Origin of the sequence: Zoogloea sp. (genome assembly GCF_023150065.1) — a bacterium.
Classification (GTDB): domain Bacteria; phylum Pseudomonadota; class Gammaproteobacteria; order Burkholderiales; family Rhodocyclaceae; genus Zoogloea.
Map to the genome: position 1 here is coordinate 101,350 of NZ_JAKLLN010000007.1, position 15,260 is coordinate 116,609.

The 15,260-nt window shown below is 61.0% G+C and carries 19 protein-coding genes; 4 read left to right on the plus strand and 15 right to left on the minus strand.

Features of this window, described 5'->3' with window-relative positions:
* Positions 1-13: 13 nt before the first annotated feature.
* The gene (locus L6Q67_RS10615) at positions 14-1,021 is read right to left on the minus strand and encodes an oxidoreductase (RefSeq protein WP_296568947.1); all 1,008 of its coding nucleotides are present in this window, start codon (positions 1,019-1,021) and stop codon (positions 14-16) included.
* Positions 1,022-1,177: 156 nt separating this feature from the next.
* On the opposite strand from L6Q67_RS10615, the gene L6Q67_RS10620 reads away from it, so the two are divergent.
* Entirely contained in the window at positions 1,178-2,065 is an 888-nt protein-coding gene (locus L6Q67_RS10620) for an HDOD domain-containing protein (RefSeq protein WP_296568950.1), read from the plus strand.
* A 6-nt stretch (positions 2,066-2,071) separates the two neighbouring features.
* Here L6Q67_RS10620 and L6Q67_RS10625 read toward each other — a convergent pair whose 3' ends face one another.
* Positions 2,072-3,976 carry an ATP-binding cassette domain-containing protein gene (locus tag L6Q67_RS10625; protein WP_296568952.1) on the minus strand — a complete coding sequence of 635 codons (1,905 nt, stop codon included), beginning with the start codon at positions 3,974-3,976 and terminating at the stop codon, positions 2,072-2,074.
* 203 nt (positions 3,977-4,179) lie between these two features.
* Here L6Q67_RS10625 and L6Q67_RS10630 point away from each other — a divergent pair, with 203 nt between their 5' ends.
* Together L6Q67_RS10630 and L6Q67_RS10635 are read left to right on the plus strand one after the other, a co-directional pair.
* Positions 4,180-4,371, plus strand: coding sequence for a hemin uptake protein HemP (locus tag L6Q67_RS10630; protein WP_296568954.1), 192 nt, complete (start codon positions 4,180-4,182; stop codon positions 4,369-4,371).
* 90 nt (positions 4,372-4,461) lie between these two features.
* On the plus strand, positions 4,462-4,695 hold the full coding sequence (locus L6Q67_RS10635; RefSeq protein ID WP_296568957.1) for a (2Fe-2S)-binding protein: 234 nt from the start codon (positions 4,462-4,464) through the stop codon (positions 4,693-4,695).
* Between the two features lie 236 nt (positions 4,696-4,931).
* Here L6Q67_RS10635 and rpsT read toward each other — a convergent pair whose 3' ends face one another.
* From rpsT to L6Q67_RS10660, 5 genes are all read right to left on the minus strand, one after another.
* Complete coding sequence (gene rpsT, locus L6Q67_RS10640; protein ID WP_296402856.1) at positions 4,932-5,207, minus strand: 30S ribosomal protein S20; 276 nt, start codon at positions 5,205-5,207, stop codon at positions 4,932-4,934.
* Positions 5,208-5,358: 151 nt separating this feature from the next.
* Entirely contained in the window at positions 5,359-6,543 is a 1,185-nt protein-coding gene (locus L6Q67_RS10645) for an acetyl-CoA C-acyltransferase family protein (RefSeq protein ID WP_296568958.1), read from the minus strand.
* 27 nt (positions 6,544-6,570) lie between these two features.
* The gene (locus L6Q67_RS10650) at positions 6,571-7,503 is read right to left on the minus strand and encodes a CobD/CbiB family protein (protein WP_296568961.1); all 933 of its coding nucleotides are present in this window, start codon (positions 7,501-7,503) and stop codon (positions 6,571-6,573) included.
* A gap of 92 nt (positions 7,504-7,595) precedes the next feature.
* Positions 7,596-8,102 carry a CoA pyrophosphatase gene (locus L6Q67_RS10655; protein WP_296569241.1) on the minus strand — a complete coding sequence of 169 codons (507 nt, stop codon included), beginning with the start codon at positions 8,100-8,102 and terminating at the stop codon, positions 7,596-7,598.
* A gap of 110 nt (positions 8,103-8,212) precedes the next feature.
* The gene (locus L6Q67_RS10660; protein WP_296568964.1) at positions 8,213-8,890 is read right to left on the minus strand and encodes a TIGR02281 family clan AA aspartic protease; all 678 of its coding nucleotides are present in this window, start codon (positions 8,888-8,890) and stop codon (positions 8,213-8,215) included.
* Between L6Q67_RS10660 and L6Q67_RS10665 the strand changes: the two genes are divergently transcribed.
* A complete protein-coding gene (locus L6Q67_RS10665; protein ID WP_296568966.1) occupies positions 8,871-9,581 on the plus strand; it encodes a type 1 glutamine amidotransferase in 711 nt (236 codons plus the stop codon). The two genes, L6Q67_RS10660 and L6Q67_RS10665, sit on opposite strands and share 20 nt — an antisense overlap.
* A 59-nt stretch (positions 9,582-9,640) precedes the next feature.
* On the opposite strand, the gene L6Q67_RS10670 is transcribed toward L6Q67_RS10665, so the two are convergent.
* The 8 genes from L6Q67_RS10670 to L6Q67_RS10705 form a co-directional block, all read right to left on the minus strand.
* Positions 9,641-9,829, minus strand: coding sequence for a YjfB family protein (locus tag L6Q67_RS10670; protein ID WP_296568970.1), 189 nt, complete (start codon positions 9,827-9,829; stop codon positions 9,641-9,643).
* A 4-nt stretch (positions 9,830-9,833) separates the two neighbouring features.
* Positions 9,834-10,319 carry a YajQ family cyclic di-GMP-binding protein gene (locus tag L6Q67_RS10675; protein WP_296568974.1) on the minus strand — a complete coding sequence of 162 codons (486 nt, stop codon included), beginning with the start codon at positions 10,317-10,319 and terminating at the stop codon, positions 9,834-9,836.
* A gap of 13 nt (positions 10,320-10,332) precedes the next feature.
* A complete protein-coding gene (locus L6Q67_RS10680; RefSeq protein ID WP_296569243.1) occupies positions 10,333-10,662 on the minus strand; it encodes a pyrimidine/purine nucleoside phosphorylase in 330 nt (109 codons plus the stop codon).
* Between the two features lie 14 nt (positions 10,663-10,676).
* Positions 10,677-10,910, minus strand: coding sequence for a DUF2788 domain-containing protein (locus L6Q67_RS10685; RefSeq protein WP_296556317.1), 234 nt, complete (start codon positions 10,908-10,910; stop codon positions 10,677-10,679).
* Between the two features lie 9 nt (positions 10,911-10,919).
* The gene (locus L6Q67_RS10690) at positions 10,920-12,149 is read right to left on the minus strand and encodes an argininosuccinate synthase (RefSeq protein WP_296568976.1); all 1,230 of its coding nucleotides are present in this window, start codon (positions 12,147-12,149) and stop codon (positions 10,920-10,922) included.
* A 49-nt stretch (positions 12,150-12,198) separates the two neighbouring features.
* The gene (gene argF, locus L6Q67_RS10695) at positions 12,199-13,131 is read right to left on the minus strand and encodes an ornithine carbamoyltransferase (protein WP_296568979.1); all 933 of its coding nucleotides are present in this window, start codon (positions 13,129-13,131) and stop codon (positions 12,199-12,201) included.
* A 15-nt stretch (positions 13,132-13,146) separates the two neighbouring features.
* Positions 13,147-14,322, minus strand: coding sequence for an aspartate aminotransferase family protein (locus tag L6Q67_RS10700; protein WP_296568986.1), 1,176 nt, complete (start codon positions 14,320-14,322; stop codon positions 13,147-13,149).
* 157 nt (positions 14,323-14,479) lie between these two features.
* On the minus strand, positions 14,480-15,217 hold the full coding sequence (locus L6Q67_RS10705; protein WP_296568989.1) for a hypothetical protein: 738 nt from the start codon (positions 15,215-15,217) through the stop codon (positions 14,480-14,482).
* Positions 15,218-15,260: the final 43 nt, after the last annotated feature.

A 15,260-nucleotide genomic window follows, 5' to 3' on the forward strand; every position in this document is an offset into this window, starting at 1 on the left:
CTCAAAATGGGCTTTATGGATTTACGGCAATCACGGTACGCCCCTTGACCCGCCCGGCGATGAAGTCATCAAAAACCCCCGGCAGATCGGCAAACGGCACCGTCCGGGTCATCGAAGCCAGGTGGCGCGGCTTGAGATCGGTGGCCAGGCGCTCCCACACCCTCGCCCGGGTCGGAAAGCCCATGTAGCCGGAATCGATCCCGAGCAGACTCACGCCCCTCAGGATGAAGGGGAACACCGTGGTCGGCAGGTTGATGCTCTGGGCGTTGCCGATGCTCGCCACCGTACCGGCCTGTTTCATGGTGGACAGCACCCAGGCCAGAATGTCTCCGCCCACGTTATCGACCGCACCCGCCCACAGGCCGGCATCGAGCGGACGGGTCTTGGCAGGGTCAATGGTGTCCCGCAGGCGGATCTCCGCCGCACCAAGCTCCTTCAGGTAGGCCTCCTCCTGCGCCTTGCCGGTCAGGGCGACGACGTGGTAGCCCAGCCCTGCGAGCATGTCGATGGCCAGACCGCCGACGCCGCCACTGGCGCCAGTTACAACCACCGGACCGTTCTCGGGGCGCAGGCCATTGTCTTCCATGCGCACCACCCCCAGCGCCGCCGTAAATCCAGCAGTCCCCAGCGCCATGGAATCGAAAAGCGACAGGCCCACCGGCAGCGGCACAACCCAGCCCGCGGGAATCCGCGCGTATTCAGCATAGCCACCATGGTGCGCCACACCGATATCGAAACTGGTGGCGATCACAGCATCGCCCGTCTTGAAGCGGGGATCGGCGCTCTCCACCACCGTCCCCGACAGATCGATCCCGCCCACGCAGGGAAAGCGGCGGATGATCTTTCCGGCACCCGTGGCAGCCAGGGCATCCTTGTAATTCACGCTCGAGTAAGCCACTTTGATAAGGACCTCACCTGCATCGAGGGCGTCCACGGAAAGTGTCTCCATGGCCGAAGACACCTTGCGGCTCTCATCCTGACGGATCACGAAAGCCTTGAAGGGGGATGCGACGGTGGACATGCTTTTCTCCTCTTGAATGGGCACCCGGAAGGCGCTCCTGTTGTTAGTCTGCCGATTATAGCCCCGGCACCGACCCTGCATCCGGACACCGGCCCGGCGCCTCAATCCCGCAGCCTCCGTGCCGTAAATGGAATCATCGCCCGCCGGAATGAGACTATGGCCCTGATCAACCAAGCCTTCGACACCCTTGATGCCTATCTGGCGTTTTTCGGCAATGAGCCCATTCCCGTCCTGAAGCATACGGTCAAGGAGCTCCAGGCCATGCGGGAACAGGAGGAGAGCATCAACGGACGCACCGTTGCAGCCCTTGTCCTGAGTGATCCGATGATGACCCTGCGGGTCCTGATCCACATCGAAGCCCACCGCCGGGCTCGCCAGAATCACGACATCACGACCATCGAACGCGCCATCATGATGATGGGCATCTCGCCCTTCCTGCGGGAGTTCGCAGATCTCCCCACGGTGGAGAACCATATCGCGGGCCATCCCAGGGCGCTGGTCGGTGTCCTGAAGGTGATCGGCCGGGCACGCCGGGCGGCACGCTATGCCCGTGACTGGGCGATCCTGAGGCACGATCTGGATGTAGACGAGATCACCGTGGCTGCGCTGCTGTCGGAAGTGACCGACATCCTGTGCTGGAGCTTTGCCCCGGACCTGACGCTCCAGGTTTACGAAACCCAGCGGCTTGACCGCAACCTGCGCTCCGGGGCTGCACAGCGGGCCGTGTTCAACTTCTCCGCGCGGGAACTGCAGCTGGCGCTGGTACGCCAGTGGCACCTGCCCGAACTGCTGATTTCGATGATGGACGAACGGCAGATCCAGAATCCGCGTGTACGCACGGTGCAACTGGCAACGAGTCTTGCACGACATACCGCCCAGGGCTGGGACAACGCCGCCATTCCCGATGATCTGGCGGCAATCGAAGCCCTGCTCCACATTGGCCGGGAGAGCCTGCTCCACCGCCTGTCAGTGCCTCATGAGGCGATGGAGGCGCTGCTTCAGGCCGGAGGCCGACCTGAGGGCGCCCTGCCCCCGGCCACCTGACCAAACCTACTTGCTACCCCGAGACTCCAGCTCTTCCCAGCGCAACATCGCGGCTTCAACCTCAGACTCCAGCGCTTGCAGGCGCGCGTTCAAACCCGGAACCTCTTGGGCACTGTCCCGATACGTCGCGGGGTCGTTCAGCCTGGCCTGAAGCTGAACCTGCTCCGCCTCCAGCCCGGCAATGCGATCCGGCAGGGCCTCGAGTTCGCGCTGCTCCTTCCAGCTCAGCTTGACAGGCGCAGCAGCAGCCGGCGCGGGCGCATCCTTCCTGACGGCAGGGGCTTTCGGCGCCACAGGCGCAGTTGCCGTCACCGCAGACTTGCGCACACGCAGCCAGTCATCGTAGCCGCCCGCATATTCCTTCCAGCGCCCCTCCCCTTCCGCAGCGATCACCTGGGTGACCACATTGTCGAGAAAGGCCCGGTCGTGGCTGACCAGGAAGACCGTACCATCGTACTGGGCGAGCAGATCTTCCAGCAGATCAAGGGTTTCGATATCGAGATCGTTGGTCGGCTCATCCAGCACCAGCACATTCGCCGGGCGGGCGAACAGACGAGCCAGCAGGAGCCGGTTGCGCTCTCCCCCGGACAGGGATTTGACCGGCGACCGGGCACGCTGGGGAGAAAACAGGAAATCCCCCAGGTAGCCGATGATGTGCGTGCGGTGGCCGGCAATCTCCACGTAATCCGACCCCGGGCTGATGACTTCCGTCAACGGCGCGTCCGGATCAAGCTGGGCGCGCAGCTGGTCAAAGTAAGCCACGGTCTGCCGCGTTCCCCGGCGAATCCGCCCTTCATCCGCTTCGAGCTCTCCCAGGATCAGCTTCAGCAGGGTGGTCTTGCCGGCACCATTGGGCCCGATCAGGCCGATACGGTCGCCACGCAGGATGCGTGTGGAGAAGTCCCGCACGATCTGCCGCTCGCCAAAGGTCTTGCCCACGTGCTCGAGCTCGGCCACCATCTGGCCGCTGCCTTCCCCCCTGTCCAGGGCCAGCTTGACGTTGCCGAAACGCTCACGACGCGCGCTGCGCTCCCGGCGCAGGGCCTCAAGCCGCCGCACACGCCCTTCATTGCGCGTCCGACGGGCCTCCACCCCCTTGCGAATCCACACTTCCTCCTGGGCCAGCAACTTGTCGAAGCGGGCATTCGCCTTCTCCTCCGCATCAAGATGCTCAGCCTTGCGGGTGAGGTACTCACTAAAGCGCCCGGGAAAGCTGCTCAGCAAACCGCGATCCAGTTCCACAATGCGCGTGGCCACGTTGTCGAGAAAGACCCGGTCGTGGGTGATCACCACCACCGCACCGGGAAAATCCCGAATCAATTCCTCCAGCCACAGGATGCCGTCGATATCCAGGTGGTTGGTCGGCTCGTCAAGCAGCAGCATTTCCGGTTCGCCGACCAGGGCACGCGCCAATGCAACCCGCTTGATGCCCCCCCCCGAAAGGCTTCCTACCCGCGCCTCCCCGGACAGGCGAAGCTGCGCCAGCACCTGTTCCACCTTCTGCTCCATCCGCCAGGCCTGGGCATCCTCGACCCGGTGCTGGATCTCCTCCAGATGCGCAAGGGCAGCGCCACTACCATCCTCGGCCACGGCCAGCATGGCTGCGTGGTACTCCACCAGAAGCCGCGCCACGTCCCCCAGGCCATCGGCCACCGTCTCAAAGACGCTCCGTTCAAGGGGAAAATCCGCCTCCTGGGGAACATATGCAATCCGCGCGCCTGGCTGGCGCCACAGACGCCCATCATCCAGGGAAGCCTGACCAGCCAGAGCCTTCAGGAGGCTGGATTTACCGCTGCCGTTGCGCCCGATCAGGGCCACACGTTCGCCAGCATCGAGCTGAAAGGCCGCCTTGTCGAGCAAGGCAACATGGCCGAATGCGAGGCAGGCGTCGTCAAGAGTAATCAGTGGCATGGGGTAAGCAGACGGTCGGGCAGAAAGGTCGCGATTCTACTCCGCCCACCCATCGGGCCGAAACGGCAGCACAGAAGTTCGATGTATCAGGCTAACGAACGCGGGTTAGCGTTCAACAGTGCGGAGTACGCGCTGCATCCTTGTTGACTTGGCCCGGTCTTGTCTGTCTAATACGAATTATTCTCATTCTATTTAGTATTAACGTGAACAGACCTGCTCCTTCGCTGCCCACCCAAAGACCAGACACCCCGTCTTCTGAAGTCTTGGGCGAGATCGAGGCTCCGATCCGCAGCAGGGATCTGTTCAACAATCGCCCCTGCGTTTACATCGAGCACGAAGGCATGATTTATGCATTGAGAGCCACGCGTGCAGGCAAGCTGATTCTGACCAAATGAAATAGATGGTCCACTCAAGAACCGGCACAGGCCTATCAGCGCAGCATTCCGGCGTATGTGCACCCAAGGCTGTTTGAAGGAAACACAACAATGTATGTTTGCGTCTGTCGAGCGGTAACGGAAAAGCACATCGAATCAGCGGTCAATGCCGGCGCACGGCGCCTCCGCGACCTGCGGACTCAACTGGGTGTAACCGAAGAGTGCGGGCGCTGTGCCAAATGCGCCAAACAGTGCCTGGATGAAGCGGTCGGCCAAGCCTGCGCCTCCTCCATCCACCCTACCTGCGGCCCGGTTTCCTTCCCACTGATCCAGGAAGCCGCCTGACGACGAAACGGTTCAATCCGGCCGCCTGAACCTCGAGCCTGACCAACCGAACGCAGCACAGTCATCGAACCAACGGAGGCCTCGGCCTCCGTTTTTGTTTGCCCACAGGTAGGCACTCTTACCTGCCCCACAAAATAAAAATGCCGCTCAGCGCTAGCTGAACGGCATTATCGCGACGGCCTTTCAGGCTCTCATCGCTATGGGTGGCGAAACCACAACCACCCCAGGCTCGCGTATTAGGCGGCCACGGCCCCCATGCCCTTGATGGCGGCAGAGAGGCGGCTCTTGTGGCGAGCAGCCTTGTTCTTGTGAATGATCTTCTTGTCAGCAATGCTGTCGATCGTACGCTGGGACGACACGAAAACTTGCTGAGCGACCTGCTTGTCGCCACCGTCAACCGCCTTGCGGACAGCCTTGATAGCAGTGCGCAGACGGGAACGCAGACTCATGTTGAGGGCGCGAGCCTTAACAGCTTGCCGGGCGCGCTTACGGGCTTGTGCCGAGTTGGCCATCTTTTAGTAATCCTGAAAGAAATGCAGTAAAGCCATGGATTTTATGGGAAAACAAACCCTCTTGGCAAGACATTTATTCTGGATCCCGATAGCCCAAATAAACAGGGCCCCACCATTTCTGGTGGGGCCCTGAATCAGGCGCAAATAAGGATCAGATGCGCTCGAAGACAGTAGCGATACCCTGGCCACCGCCGATGCACATGGTCACCAGCGCATAGCGACCGCCGGTGCGCTGAAGCTCATAGATAGCCTTGGTTGCGATGAACGCACCGGAACAACCGACCGGGTGGCCGAGGGCAATGGCGCCGCCATTCGGGTTGGTCTTGGCGGGATCCAGGCCAAGGACACGCATGACGGTCAGAGCCTGGGCAGCAAACGCTTCGTTCGACTCGATCACGTCCATCTGATCCAGCGTCAGGCCAGCCTTCTTGAGGGCCAGACGGGACGCGGGGATCGGACCTTCACCCATGATGTCGTTCGGCACACCGGCGATAGCGTAGGACACCAGACGTGCCATCGGCTTGTAACCGGCATTGACAGCGGTGGAGCCGTCGGCCAGCACGAAGAAGGCAGCGCCGTCGTTGATGCCGGAAGCGTTGCCCGCGGTGACGGTACCGTCCTTCTTGAAGGCCGGCTTCATCTTGGCGAGGGACTCCATGGAGGTACCACGCTTCAGATGCTCGTCGGTATCGAACACCACGTCGCCCTTGCGGGTCTGCTTGACGATCGGAACGATCTGGGACTGGAAGTGACCGGCATCGATGGCGGCCGCAGCACGACGCTGGGACTCAACGGCAAAGGCATCCTGCTCTTCACGACTGATGCCGTGCTTGGCGGCGAGGTTCTCGGCCGTGATGCCCATGTGACCAACACCAAACGGATCGGTCAGCACGGCAACCATGCTGTCGATGGCCTTGGTGTCACCCATGCGGGCACCGGAACGCAGTGCGGGCAGAAGGTAGCTGGCCTTGGACATGACTTCGACACCACCACCGATGCCGTAATCGGCATCACCCAGCAGAATGTTCTGAGCGGTGGTAACGATGCCCTGCAGACCGGAGGAGCACAGACGGCTCACCTGCATGGCCACGGACTCCATGGGGAGGCCAGCCTGGATCGACGCGACGCGGGAAACATAAGCGTAGCGGGAATCGGTGGGCATACAGTTGCCGACGGTGATGTAGTTGATCAGCTGCGGATCCACTCCGGAGCGGGAAACCGACTCCTTCATGACGATGCCGGCCAGCTCACTGGCGTCGAAATCAGCCAGGGCACCACCAAAAGCACCGATAGCGGAACGAACTGCACTCAATACGACTACTTCGCGACTAGCCATCTGTATTCCTCCTCAGAATTATTACGATTAATTACCAACCCAACCCGCGATACCCAAGAGCGCCAGCAGCAACATCACCAGCACCAGGGTTCTCCAGATCAGGCCGATAGTGCTCTGCATGAAATCGGCATCGGCATCATCACCGACCCCCATTTCCGGTCGCTCTACGACTTCTCCCGACTCATGGATCGGCATGCCAAGCCGAACACCCAAGGCGCCGCCGCCACTGGCAAGCAGTATACCGGAAGCCTTGTCCTTCCATTGGTTGGCTTGGGCCCGCCAGCAGTACACGCCATCCTCGAAGTCACCGACCACGGAAAACGCTGCCGCAGTCAGACGCACGGGGAGCCAGTCAAGCATGGCAAAGGCGCGGGACGGGAAGTCACCAAACGCACCAAAATCCGGATCAAGTCGCCGCTGACGGCCCCACTCTTCGTCGAGGAAACGGGCCAACCGGTAGAGGATGGCACCACTGGGCCCCGGCAGTATGATGAACCAGAAGGCCACGCCGAATACATTGCGATGGGAGGCCACAAGAGCCTCCTCGATGGCGAGACGCGCCACTTCGCTGGAGCTCGAGTCGTCATGACGACGTCCGCGCCACTCGCCGAGCAGTTGCCGTGCGCGCGGAATTTCCCCCATGCGCAACGCGAGCTGGATATCCGTGAAAAAGTGGCTGACCTGACGAAAGCCCATGGTCAGATAGAGAATGAGGATATTGAAGAGCACCCCGAGAACGGGGCTGACGTGCCACAGCACGAAATACACCAGTGCCGAACCGAAGCACGTGGCCAGGATGGCTACCCACCAGGCAACGGCACCATGGCGTGACTCCCCGTCATTGAAACGATCTTCCAGGAAACGGGCAAAAACCTTCAGGGGAGCCTGAACAAAACGTGCGACAGGCAGCGGGCGAAGTTGCTCCAGAAGGAGTGCGACGATCAGCGAAAACAGGGTCATGCGACGGGGGGTCTTGAGCGACCCTCATTGTTCATTCCTATTGGGGATGACGCAAGATACCATCAAACCAACCCATTACAAATGGCGTTCGCTCATCGATCCAGGAATCGTTGCAGACTCACGATCATCCCGGCGGTGGCGCCCCAGATGAAGTAGTCGCCGTAGGGCATCGCGTAGTACTCCCGCAGCCGGCCACGCACCTCGGCCCGATGCAGCTGATGGTTGTTCACATCCAGCAGAAAGGACAAGGGCACCTCGAAAACCTCGGCAACCTCGAACTCGTCAGGCACCAACTCGAAGGGGGGTGTGACCAGCCCGACCACCGGCGTCACGTCAAAGCCGGTCCCGGTGCGATACTGGGGCAGACAGCCCAGCAATTCGATGTGCTGACGGAGCAGGCGAATCTCCTCCTCGGTCTCTCTGAGGGCTGTCTCGATCGGAGAACTGTCCTGCTCCTCGACGCGCCCGCCGGGGAAACTCACCTGCCCGGGATGGTGATGCAGGTGATCCGTACGGCGCGTCAGCAGCAAGGTAGGTTCCGGCTGGCGCAGGACGATGGGAACAAGGACCGCCGCGGGGCGCAAGGGCCCGGGGGCAATGCCGTCCTCTGCCGGCGATTCATACCCCCCTGCAGAGGAGAATTGCTGGCGCCACCAGTCTGCCGAGTGTGCGACCGAAGAATGCGGTTTGCTGTCCATTTAATCGGCTGTCAATAACGTTGTCGCAAGTGAAGGGCCGCGCCCTCCCGCCGCATGTCCATGCGGTTGAGAAAGCTCATGCCAAGAAGCACATAGGGCATTTCACCATCGATCACAACCCCGGGCACGTTGCGCAGCGTAAGCGTTCCAGCCCGCACCTTGTCCAGGGACACCACCCAGCCACGGACAAGTCCGTTGGCCGTCTGCATGGTTAACGGCTCACCTTTGACAAACTCGATTCCTGCCCGCAAGGCATCCGAGCGCCCCAGGGCGACAGAGGTCGCCCCGGTATCGACCAGAAACCGTACTTCAACCCCATTGACCGCGCCCGCCACATTAAAGTGGCCGCGACTATCCCCATGAATGACAAGGGATGGCGCCCCCGCGCCGGCAGGCGTTGCGACGCTGACCGCATGTTCGCCGACCACCAGCCTGTGACGCCGACCGTCAAATTCGAGGGTCGCACCTTGCCCATCGACAGCAAGCACCCGCACCCCCTCCGTCGTACTTCCCACCCCCGCACTGCGGGGCGCACCGTTGTTGATGACGAGCAAGGCCTTGCCCGGGAAGACCCCGGCAAGAGCAACCTCGGTTGCCAGCGCAGGATTGGCTGCACAAGCCAGGATCAGACCGATAAACTGAAAGGAGCGAAAAAAACGGAAATCCCACATGAAACCGATAGCAGTCATTCGCCATAGCCCGACGGAAGGTCCGGGCCATTTTGCCACATTCCTGGAACGGCACTCCCGCCCCTGGACCTTGATCCGGATTGATGCGGGAGAACCTGTCCCGAGCTCCGCCGACGATTTCGCCGGGCTGTGCCTGATGGGCGGGCCGATGAGCGTCAATGATCAGCTGGACTGGATCCCTCCCCTGCTCCAGTTGATCCGCCAGATGATGGCAGCAGACAAGCCGGTCATCGGCCATTGCCTGGGCGGGCAACTGATGAGCCGCGCCCTCGGCGGAACAGTGAGCAGGAATCCCGTCAAGGAAATCGGCTGGGGCAAGGTCAAGGTCGTCGATTCACCCGTGGCCCGCCAATGGCTTGGCGACATTCAAGGCTTCGAGAGCTTCCACTGGCACGGCGAAACCTTCTCGATTCCCGAGGGCGCTACACGAATTCTGGAGAGCGCAGTCTGCGCCAATCAGGCTTTCGTACTCGGCAAACATCTCGGCATGCAGTGCCACGTGGAGATGAAACGGGAAATGGTGGAGGCTTGGTGCGAGAGCGGCGCCGAAGAAATCAGGGACGCCAGCCCCGCCGATACCGTCCAGACTCCTGCCGAGATGGCCATCGACATCGACCGACGACTCGCCACCCTGAGCAAGCATGCGGAAGTGCTGTACACGAGGTGGCTTCAGGGCCTTCCAGCGGCCTGATACGAAAAGGGCCAGCACTCAAGGCTGGCCCTTCGTATGCATCTGAAAAACAATGCCGTTCAGGCGTAAGTATCGACCGACCGCCCGACCGTTGCCGTGGGATCGGGCACCGAGGCCGGCTGCGGCAGCGACGCAATCATCTGAGCGGCCATGGCCTGCTGCTGATCCAGCGTCTTGCGCAGCATCGCAACGGACACTGCGTCCTGGGTCTGCACCTGGGAAGTCGACGCCGCCGACGAGATATTCATCTTTTCAGTCCCTGAAATTGCCGTACTGCAGCGGGAAGTCCGTGATGTCCTTGCGCACCAGAGCGATGCACTCCTGAAGGAGATCCCGCTTGGCACCGGAAACACGGACAGCCTCACCCTGAATGGATGCCTGAACCTTGAGCTTGCTGTCCTTGATGAGCTTGACGATCTTCTTGGACTGCTCCTGTTCGATCCCCACTCTGACGGTGAGTTCCTGCTTCACTTTGTTGCCGCTCACCTTTTGCACGTCCCCGTGCTTGAGGCAGCGCACATCGATTTTCTTGGCAGTCATTTCAGGCAACAGGATCGCCAGCATCTGCTCCAACTGAAAATCACTGTCGGCATGCAACGTCAGCAACTTCTCCGCCTGCTCGACCCGGGCATCAGTCCCCTTGAAGTCGTAACGCCCGGTGATCTTGCGGTTGGCCCCTTCAACGGCGTTGCGCAATGCAACCATATCGACTTCGGAGGTAATGTCGAATGACGGCATGGCAGGCTCCCGATCAGGCGAAGTGGCAGACGTAGTGATAGGCCTCGCCCGTCACTTCGATATCGAAACTGGAATTGCCCGGCACGTTGAAGGACTCGCCTGCGGCGTAGGTCTTCCATTCGGACTCACCCTTCAGACGAACGCGGCAGCTGCCGGCCACACCTTCCATGATCTCGGGCACACCGGTGTTGAAGGTGAGGGTGGACGGGAGGATGACGCCCACCGACTTGCGTACGCCGTCGGCCAGAATGACCGTGTGGCTCACGCACTTGCCGTCAAAATAAACGTTGGCTTTCTTGACGACGGACACGCCGTCGAACTGAATTTCCTGAGTCATGTTCAGATCACTTCCTAAATTTATTCGATACCCAGCAGACGCTGGATGATGCCCTTGGCCATGAAGCCGATAAAACCGACACCAAGCCCCACGAACATCCAGATCGCACCATACTTGCCCGCCTTGGACTCCCAGGCAAGCTGGCCGATGATGAAAATCATGTAGGCAATCAGGCCTCCGACGCAGACCTGGAGAGAAATCTCCTCGAACTCTGCGACGGTCAGCCCGAAAAACAGGGGTGCGGTGGGATCCATGCCGCTCAATCAGCCCCGCTTGTTCCTGGCATTTGCAGCAATCCGCATGCGCAGGGCGTTGAGGCGGATGAAACCGTGGGCGTCCTTCTGGTTGTACGCCCCTTGATCATCCTCGAAAGTGGCAATGGTCGGGTCGAACAGGGAGTCGGTCTTCGAATCCCGGGCCACGACGATCACGTTGCCCTTGTACAGCTTGATACGCACCCAGCCATTGACCGTGAGCTGGGTCTGGTCGATCAGCGCCTGCAGGGCGAGCCGCTCGGGAGACCACCAGTAGCCGGTGTAGATCATGCTGGCGTAACGCGGCATCAGGTCGTCCTTGAGGTGGGCGACTTCGCGGTCCAGGGTGATGGATTCGATGGCACGGTGGGCGCGCAGCAGGATGGAACCGCCCGGGGTTTCGTAACAGCCGCGGGACTTCATGCCCACGTAGCGGTTCTCCACCAAATCAAGACGACCGATGCCGTGCTTGCCACCCAGCTCGTTGAGCTTGGCCAGCAGCTCGTGCGGCTTCATGCGGGTTCCGTTGATCGAGACCAGGTCACCCTTCTCGAACTCCAGATCGACGTACTCGGCAGCATCGGGCGCAGCCTCCGGAGAGACCGTCCAGCGCCACATGGACTCCTCGGCCTCGGCAGCCGGATCTTCCAGGTGACGGCCTTCGAAGGAGATGTGGAGCAGATTGGCATCCATGGAATACGGGGAGCCACCCTGCTTGTGCTTCATCTCGATGGGAATGCCATTCTTTTCGGCATAGGCCAGCAGCTTCTCGCGGGACAGCAGATCCCACTCACGCCACGGGGCAATGACCTTCACACCCGGCATAAGGGCGTAATAACCGAGTTCGAAACGGACCTGGTCGTTGCCTTTGCCGGTTGCGCCGTGGGAGACGGCATCCGCCCCGGTCTGACGGGCAATCTCGATCTGGCGCTTGGCGATCAACGGGCGGGCGATCGACGTACCGAGCAGGTACTCACCCTCATAAACCGTGTTGCAGCGGAACATCGGGAACACGAAGTCACGGACAAACTCTTCACGAAGATCGTCGATGAAGATGTTCTCGGGCTTGATGCCAAACTGCAGTGCCTTGGCACGGGCCGGCTCGAGCTCCTCGCCTTGCCCCAGGTCGGCCGTGAAAGTGACCACTTCACACTGATAGGTGTCCTGCAACCACTTGAGGATCACCGAGGTGTCCAGCCCGCCCGAATAGGCGAGCACCGCCTTCTTTACGTCGCTCATGTCCCGCTTTCCGAAAATGAGTAAATGTTTCTGAAATCAATAGACTGCGTCAGGCGCAGTCACCGTCGATCTTGCCGAGGAGAAGAAACTCCATCAGCGCCTTCTGTACATGCAGGCGGTTCTCCGCCTCGTCCCAGACGACCGACTGGGGGCCGTCGATGACTTCGGCCGAAACCTCTTCACCCCGATGGGCTGGCAGGCAGTGCATGAAAACGGCGCCCGGATTGGCCACCTTCATCATGTCCGCGTCCACCTGCCAGTCGGCAAAGTCACGCATCCGCTCTTCGTTCTCGGCCTCGAAACCCATGCTGGTCCATACGTCAGTGGTGACCAGATCGGCACCACGACACGCCTCCATCGGATCATCGAGCTGCACGAAATTTCCGGTGCCATACAAGCCGGCCCGTTCCGGCTCAACCTCGTAACCCGGCGGCGTCGAAACACGCACCTGAAAATCGAGTACTTCGGCAGCCTGCAGCCAGGTGTTGCACACGTTGTTGGAATCCCCAACCCACGCCACCGTCTTGCCCTGGATGGGCCCGCGATGCTCGATGAAGGTGAAGATGTCGGCGAGGATCTGGCAGGGGTGGTACTCGTTGGTCAGGCCATTGATCACAGGCACACGGGAATACTCGGCAAAGCGCTCGATGATCGACTGCTCGAAGGTACGGATCATCACGATGTCGCTCATCCGCGAGATCACCTGGGCCGCATCCTCTACAGGCTCGCCGCGCCCCAGCTGGGAATCACGGGTATTGAGATAGATGGCCGAACCGCCAAGCTGCTGCATGCCCGCCTCGAAAGACAGTCGCGTGCGCGTGCTCGCCTTCTCGAAGATCATCACCAACGTTCGATCGAACAGGGGATGATGGGGTTCATAGCGCTTGAACCTGTCTTTTATCCAGCGCGTGCGGGAAAAAAGATAGTCGTACTCGGCGCGAGAGAAGTCTTTGAACTGTAAGTAGTGTCTCGGTGCGTTCATGGCACTCGTTCTTGGTTATTGTGCTGCGAGAAATTTCCTGATCAGCGCCGCCAGTCCCTCCACCAGCGTCGCAGCATCTGCGGTGCTGAAATTCAGCGGCGGCAGAAGGCGGACAACCCTGTCCGCGGTCACATTGATCAGGAAGCCGGCTTCCAGGGCCTGGGTCACGAGGGCACCGCAGGGGCGGTCGAGCTCGATACCTATCATCAGGCCGGCGCCGCGGATATCCACCACGCCACCGACCCCTTCCAGTGCCCTGGCAAGCGTACTGCGAATCAGACCACCCACAACAAGTGCGTTGGACAACAAACCGTCGTCCTCGACGACCGCAAGCGTGGTCAGTGCTGCGGCACAGGCCAGAGGATTGCCACCAAAGGTGGAGCCGTGATTACCCGGCTTGAAGGTGCCCGTGGCACGCCCTGCAGCCAGACATGCACCGATGGGCACACCGGAACCCAGCCCCTTGGCCAGGGTCATCACATCAGGCTTTACACCCGCGTTCTGATGCCCGAACCATTTTCCGGTACGCCCGATGCCACACTGCACTTCATCGAACATCAGGAGCCACTGGCGCTCGTCGCACAGGGCGCGCAGAGCCTGCAGGTAAGCCTGATGGGCAACCCGTATACCGCCCTCCCCCTGTACCGGCTCGACCAGGATCGCGACGATGTCATCACGGCCGGCGACCGCCGCTTCAAGGGCAGACAGGTCATCGAAGGGGACGCGCACGAACCCGCCAACAAGGGGCTCGAACCCCACCTGGACCTTCTTGTTCCCCGTTGCTGACAGAGTCGCCAGGGTACGCCCATGAAAGGACTGTTCCATGACCACGATGGCCGGCTCGGCAATGCCTCGACCATGCCCATGCAGACGGGCCAGCTTGATCGCAGCCTCATTGGCCTCGGCGCCGGAGTTGCAGAAAAAGACTTCGTCCATTCCCGCCAGTTCGGCCAGTTTGTCCGAGAGGGATTCCTGCAGGGGAATACCGTAGAGATTCGAGGTATGGATGACGCGGGCGGCCTGCTCGGCCACCGCCTTCACGAGTCGGGGATGGTTGTGCCCAAGCGTGGTCACGGCAATGCCGGAGAGCGCGTCCAGATAACGCTTGCCCGCGAGATCAAACAGCCAAGAGCCTTCTCCGTGGCTGAAGGCCACAGGAAGCCGCCCGTAGGTGTTCATCAAATGAGACATGGAGAACCTTGTTTCGTTGATCCTCCCTGGCCTTGGCGCCTGCGCGGCCCAAGCGCCAGAAAGGCGAAACGGCGACTTTCGCCGCCGTTTGGTACATAAATACTGCCTGCCATGCTAATCCAAAACCATCAGATTGTACAGGCAGCCCCTCCGCGCCTCAGTTGGCCTTGCCAGCCGCTTCAGGCGCTGGGGTGCCGGCCGCCTCCCCAGCCGGCAGGGATGCCTCGGCGCCCTGGCTGACGGGCTCGACAGCAGCGGGCGCATCCTTCCATTTGCCTGCGCGCTTCAGCTTGTCACGCAAACCGGGCAAGGGGAAGCCCAGCCGGTAAGCCTCATGGGCGTTCTCCAGGGACTTGCCGAAATCGCCCGCATCAAAGTAGGCGAGGCCGAGGTTGTAAGCCACATTGGCATCCTTGGCATTGCTGGCGTGGGCTGCATTGAGCTTATCGAGCGCCGCAGCCCGCTGCCCCTGCTTGAGGAGGTGATGCCCATAGATCACCTTGACCATCACGTCCTCAGGCTGGAAAGCCTCCGCACGCATCAGCGCACAGACAACCGAAAACGGAGCGCCCGGTGCCTTGGGAGCCTTGAGCATGTATCCCAACCTGAGCATCGACATCAACGCCCTGTGGTGATTGGGAAAGGCTCTGAGCGTATAGCCGATATCTCCCCCCAGGGTCCCGGACATGCCCTTCCGGAGGTTCTCCACGTTGGAGTCAAAGTGAAAGGCCTCGACAACGTGAAGCTGCTCGGTTCCCAGTGACGTGCGGTAATCATAGGGGCCATAGGCATTCTTGAGCGTCCCGCATTCGGGAGGCAGACCAAGCTGAGCCGAGACTGGCCCGGCCAGCACACAGCCAACCAGGGCGGAAAACCACAATGTACGCATCTTCATTTTGAATTATTCCAGGTTCCAGCAGCGGGCAGGCACAGCCCGT

Coding starts and splice junctions, on each gene's coding strand:
- L6Q67_RS10675 (WP_296568974.1), bottom strand. CDS start 10,319: ATGCCGTCATTCGACATTACCTCCGAAGTCGATATGGTTGCATTGCGC.
- L6Q67_RS10635 (WP_296568957.1), top strand. CDS start 4,462: ATGTATGTTTGCGTCTGTCGAGCGGTAACGGAAAAGCACATCGAATCA.
- L6Q67_RS10700 (WP_296568986.1), bottom strand. CDS start 14,322: ATGTCTCATTTGATGAACACCTACGGGCGGCTTCCTGTGGCCTTCAGC.
- L6Q67_RS10650 (WP_296568961.1), bottom strand. CDS start 7,503: ATGACCCTGTTTTCGCTGATCGTCGCACTCCTTCTGGAGCAACTTCGC.
- L6Q67_RS10665 (WP_296568966.1), top strand. CDS start 8,871: ATGAAACCGATAGCAGTCATTCGCCATAGCCCGACGGAAGGTCCGGGC.
- rpsT (WP_296402856.1), bottom strand. CDS start 5,207: ATGGCCAACTCGGCACAAGCCCGTAAGCGCGCCCGGCAAGCTGTTAAG.
- L6Q67_RS10615 (WP_296568947.1), bottom strand. CDS start 1,021: ATGTCCACCGTCGCATCCCCCTTCAAGGCTTTCGTGATCCGTCAGGAT.
- L6Q67_RS10620 (WP_296568950.1), top strand. CDS start 1,178: ATGGCCCTGATCAACCAAGCCTTCGACACCCTTGATGCCTATCTGGCG.
- L6Q67_RS10670 (WP_296568970.1), bottom strand. CDS start 9,829: ATGAATATCTCGTCGGCGGCGTCGACTTCCCAGGTGCAGACCCAGGAC.
- L6Q67_RS10660 (WP_296568964.1), bottom strand. CDS start 8,890: ATGACTGCTATCGGTTTCATGTGGGATTTCCGTTTTTTTCGCTCCTTT.
- L6Q67_RS10690 (WP_296568976.1), bottom strand. CDS start 12,149: ATGAGCGACGTAAAGAAGGCGGTGCTCGCCTATTCGGGCGGGCTGGAC.
- argF (WP_296568979.1), bottom strand. CDS start 13,131: ATGAACGCACCGAGACACTACTTACAGTTCAAAGACTTCTCTCGCGCC.
- L6Q67_RS10705 (WP_296568989.1), bottom strand. CDS start 15,217: ATGAAGATGCGTACATTGTGGTTTTCCGCCCTGGTTGGCTGTGTGCTG.
- L6Q67_RS10685 (WP_296556317.1), bottom strand. CDS start 10,910: ATGGATCCCACCGCACCCCTGTTTTTCGGGCTGACCGTCGCAGAGTTC.
- L6Q67_RS10625 (WP_296568952.1), bottom strand. CDS start 3,976: ATGCCACTGATTACTCTTGACGACGCCTGCCTCGCATTCGGCCATGTT.
- L6Q67_RS10645 (WP_296568958.1), bottom strand. CDS start 6,543: ATGGCTAGTCGCGAAGTAGTCGTATTGAGTGCAGTTCGTTCCGCTATC.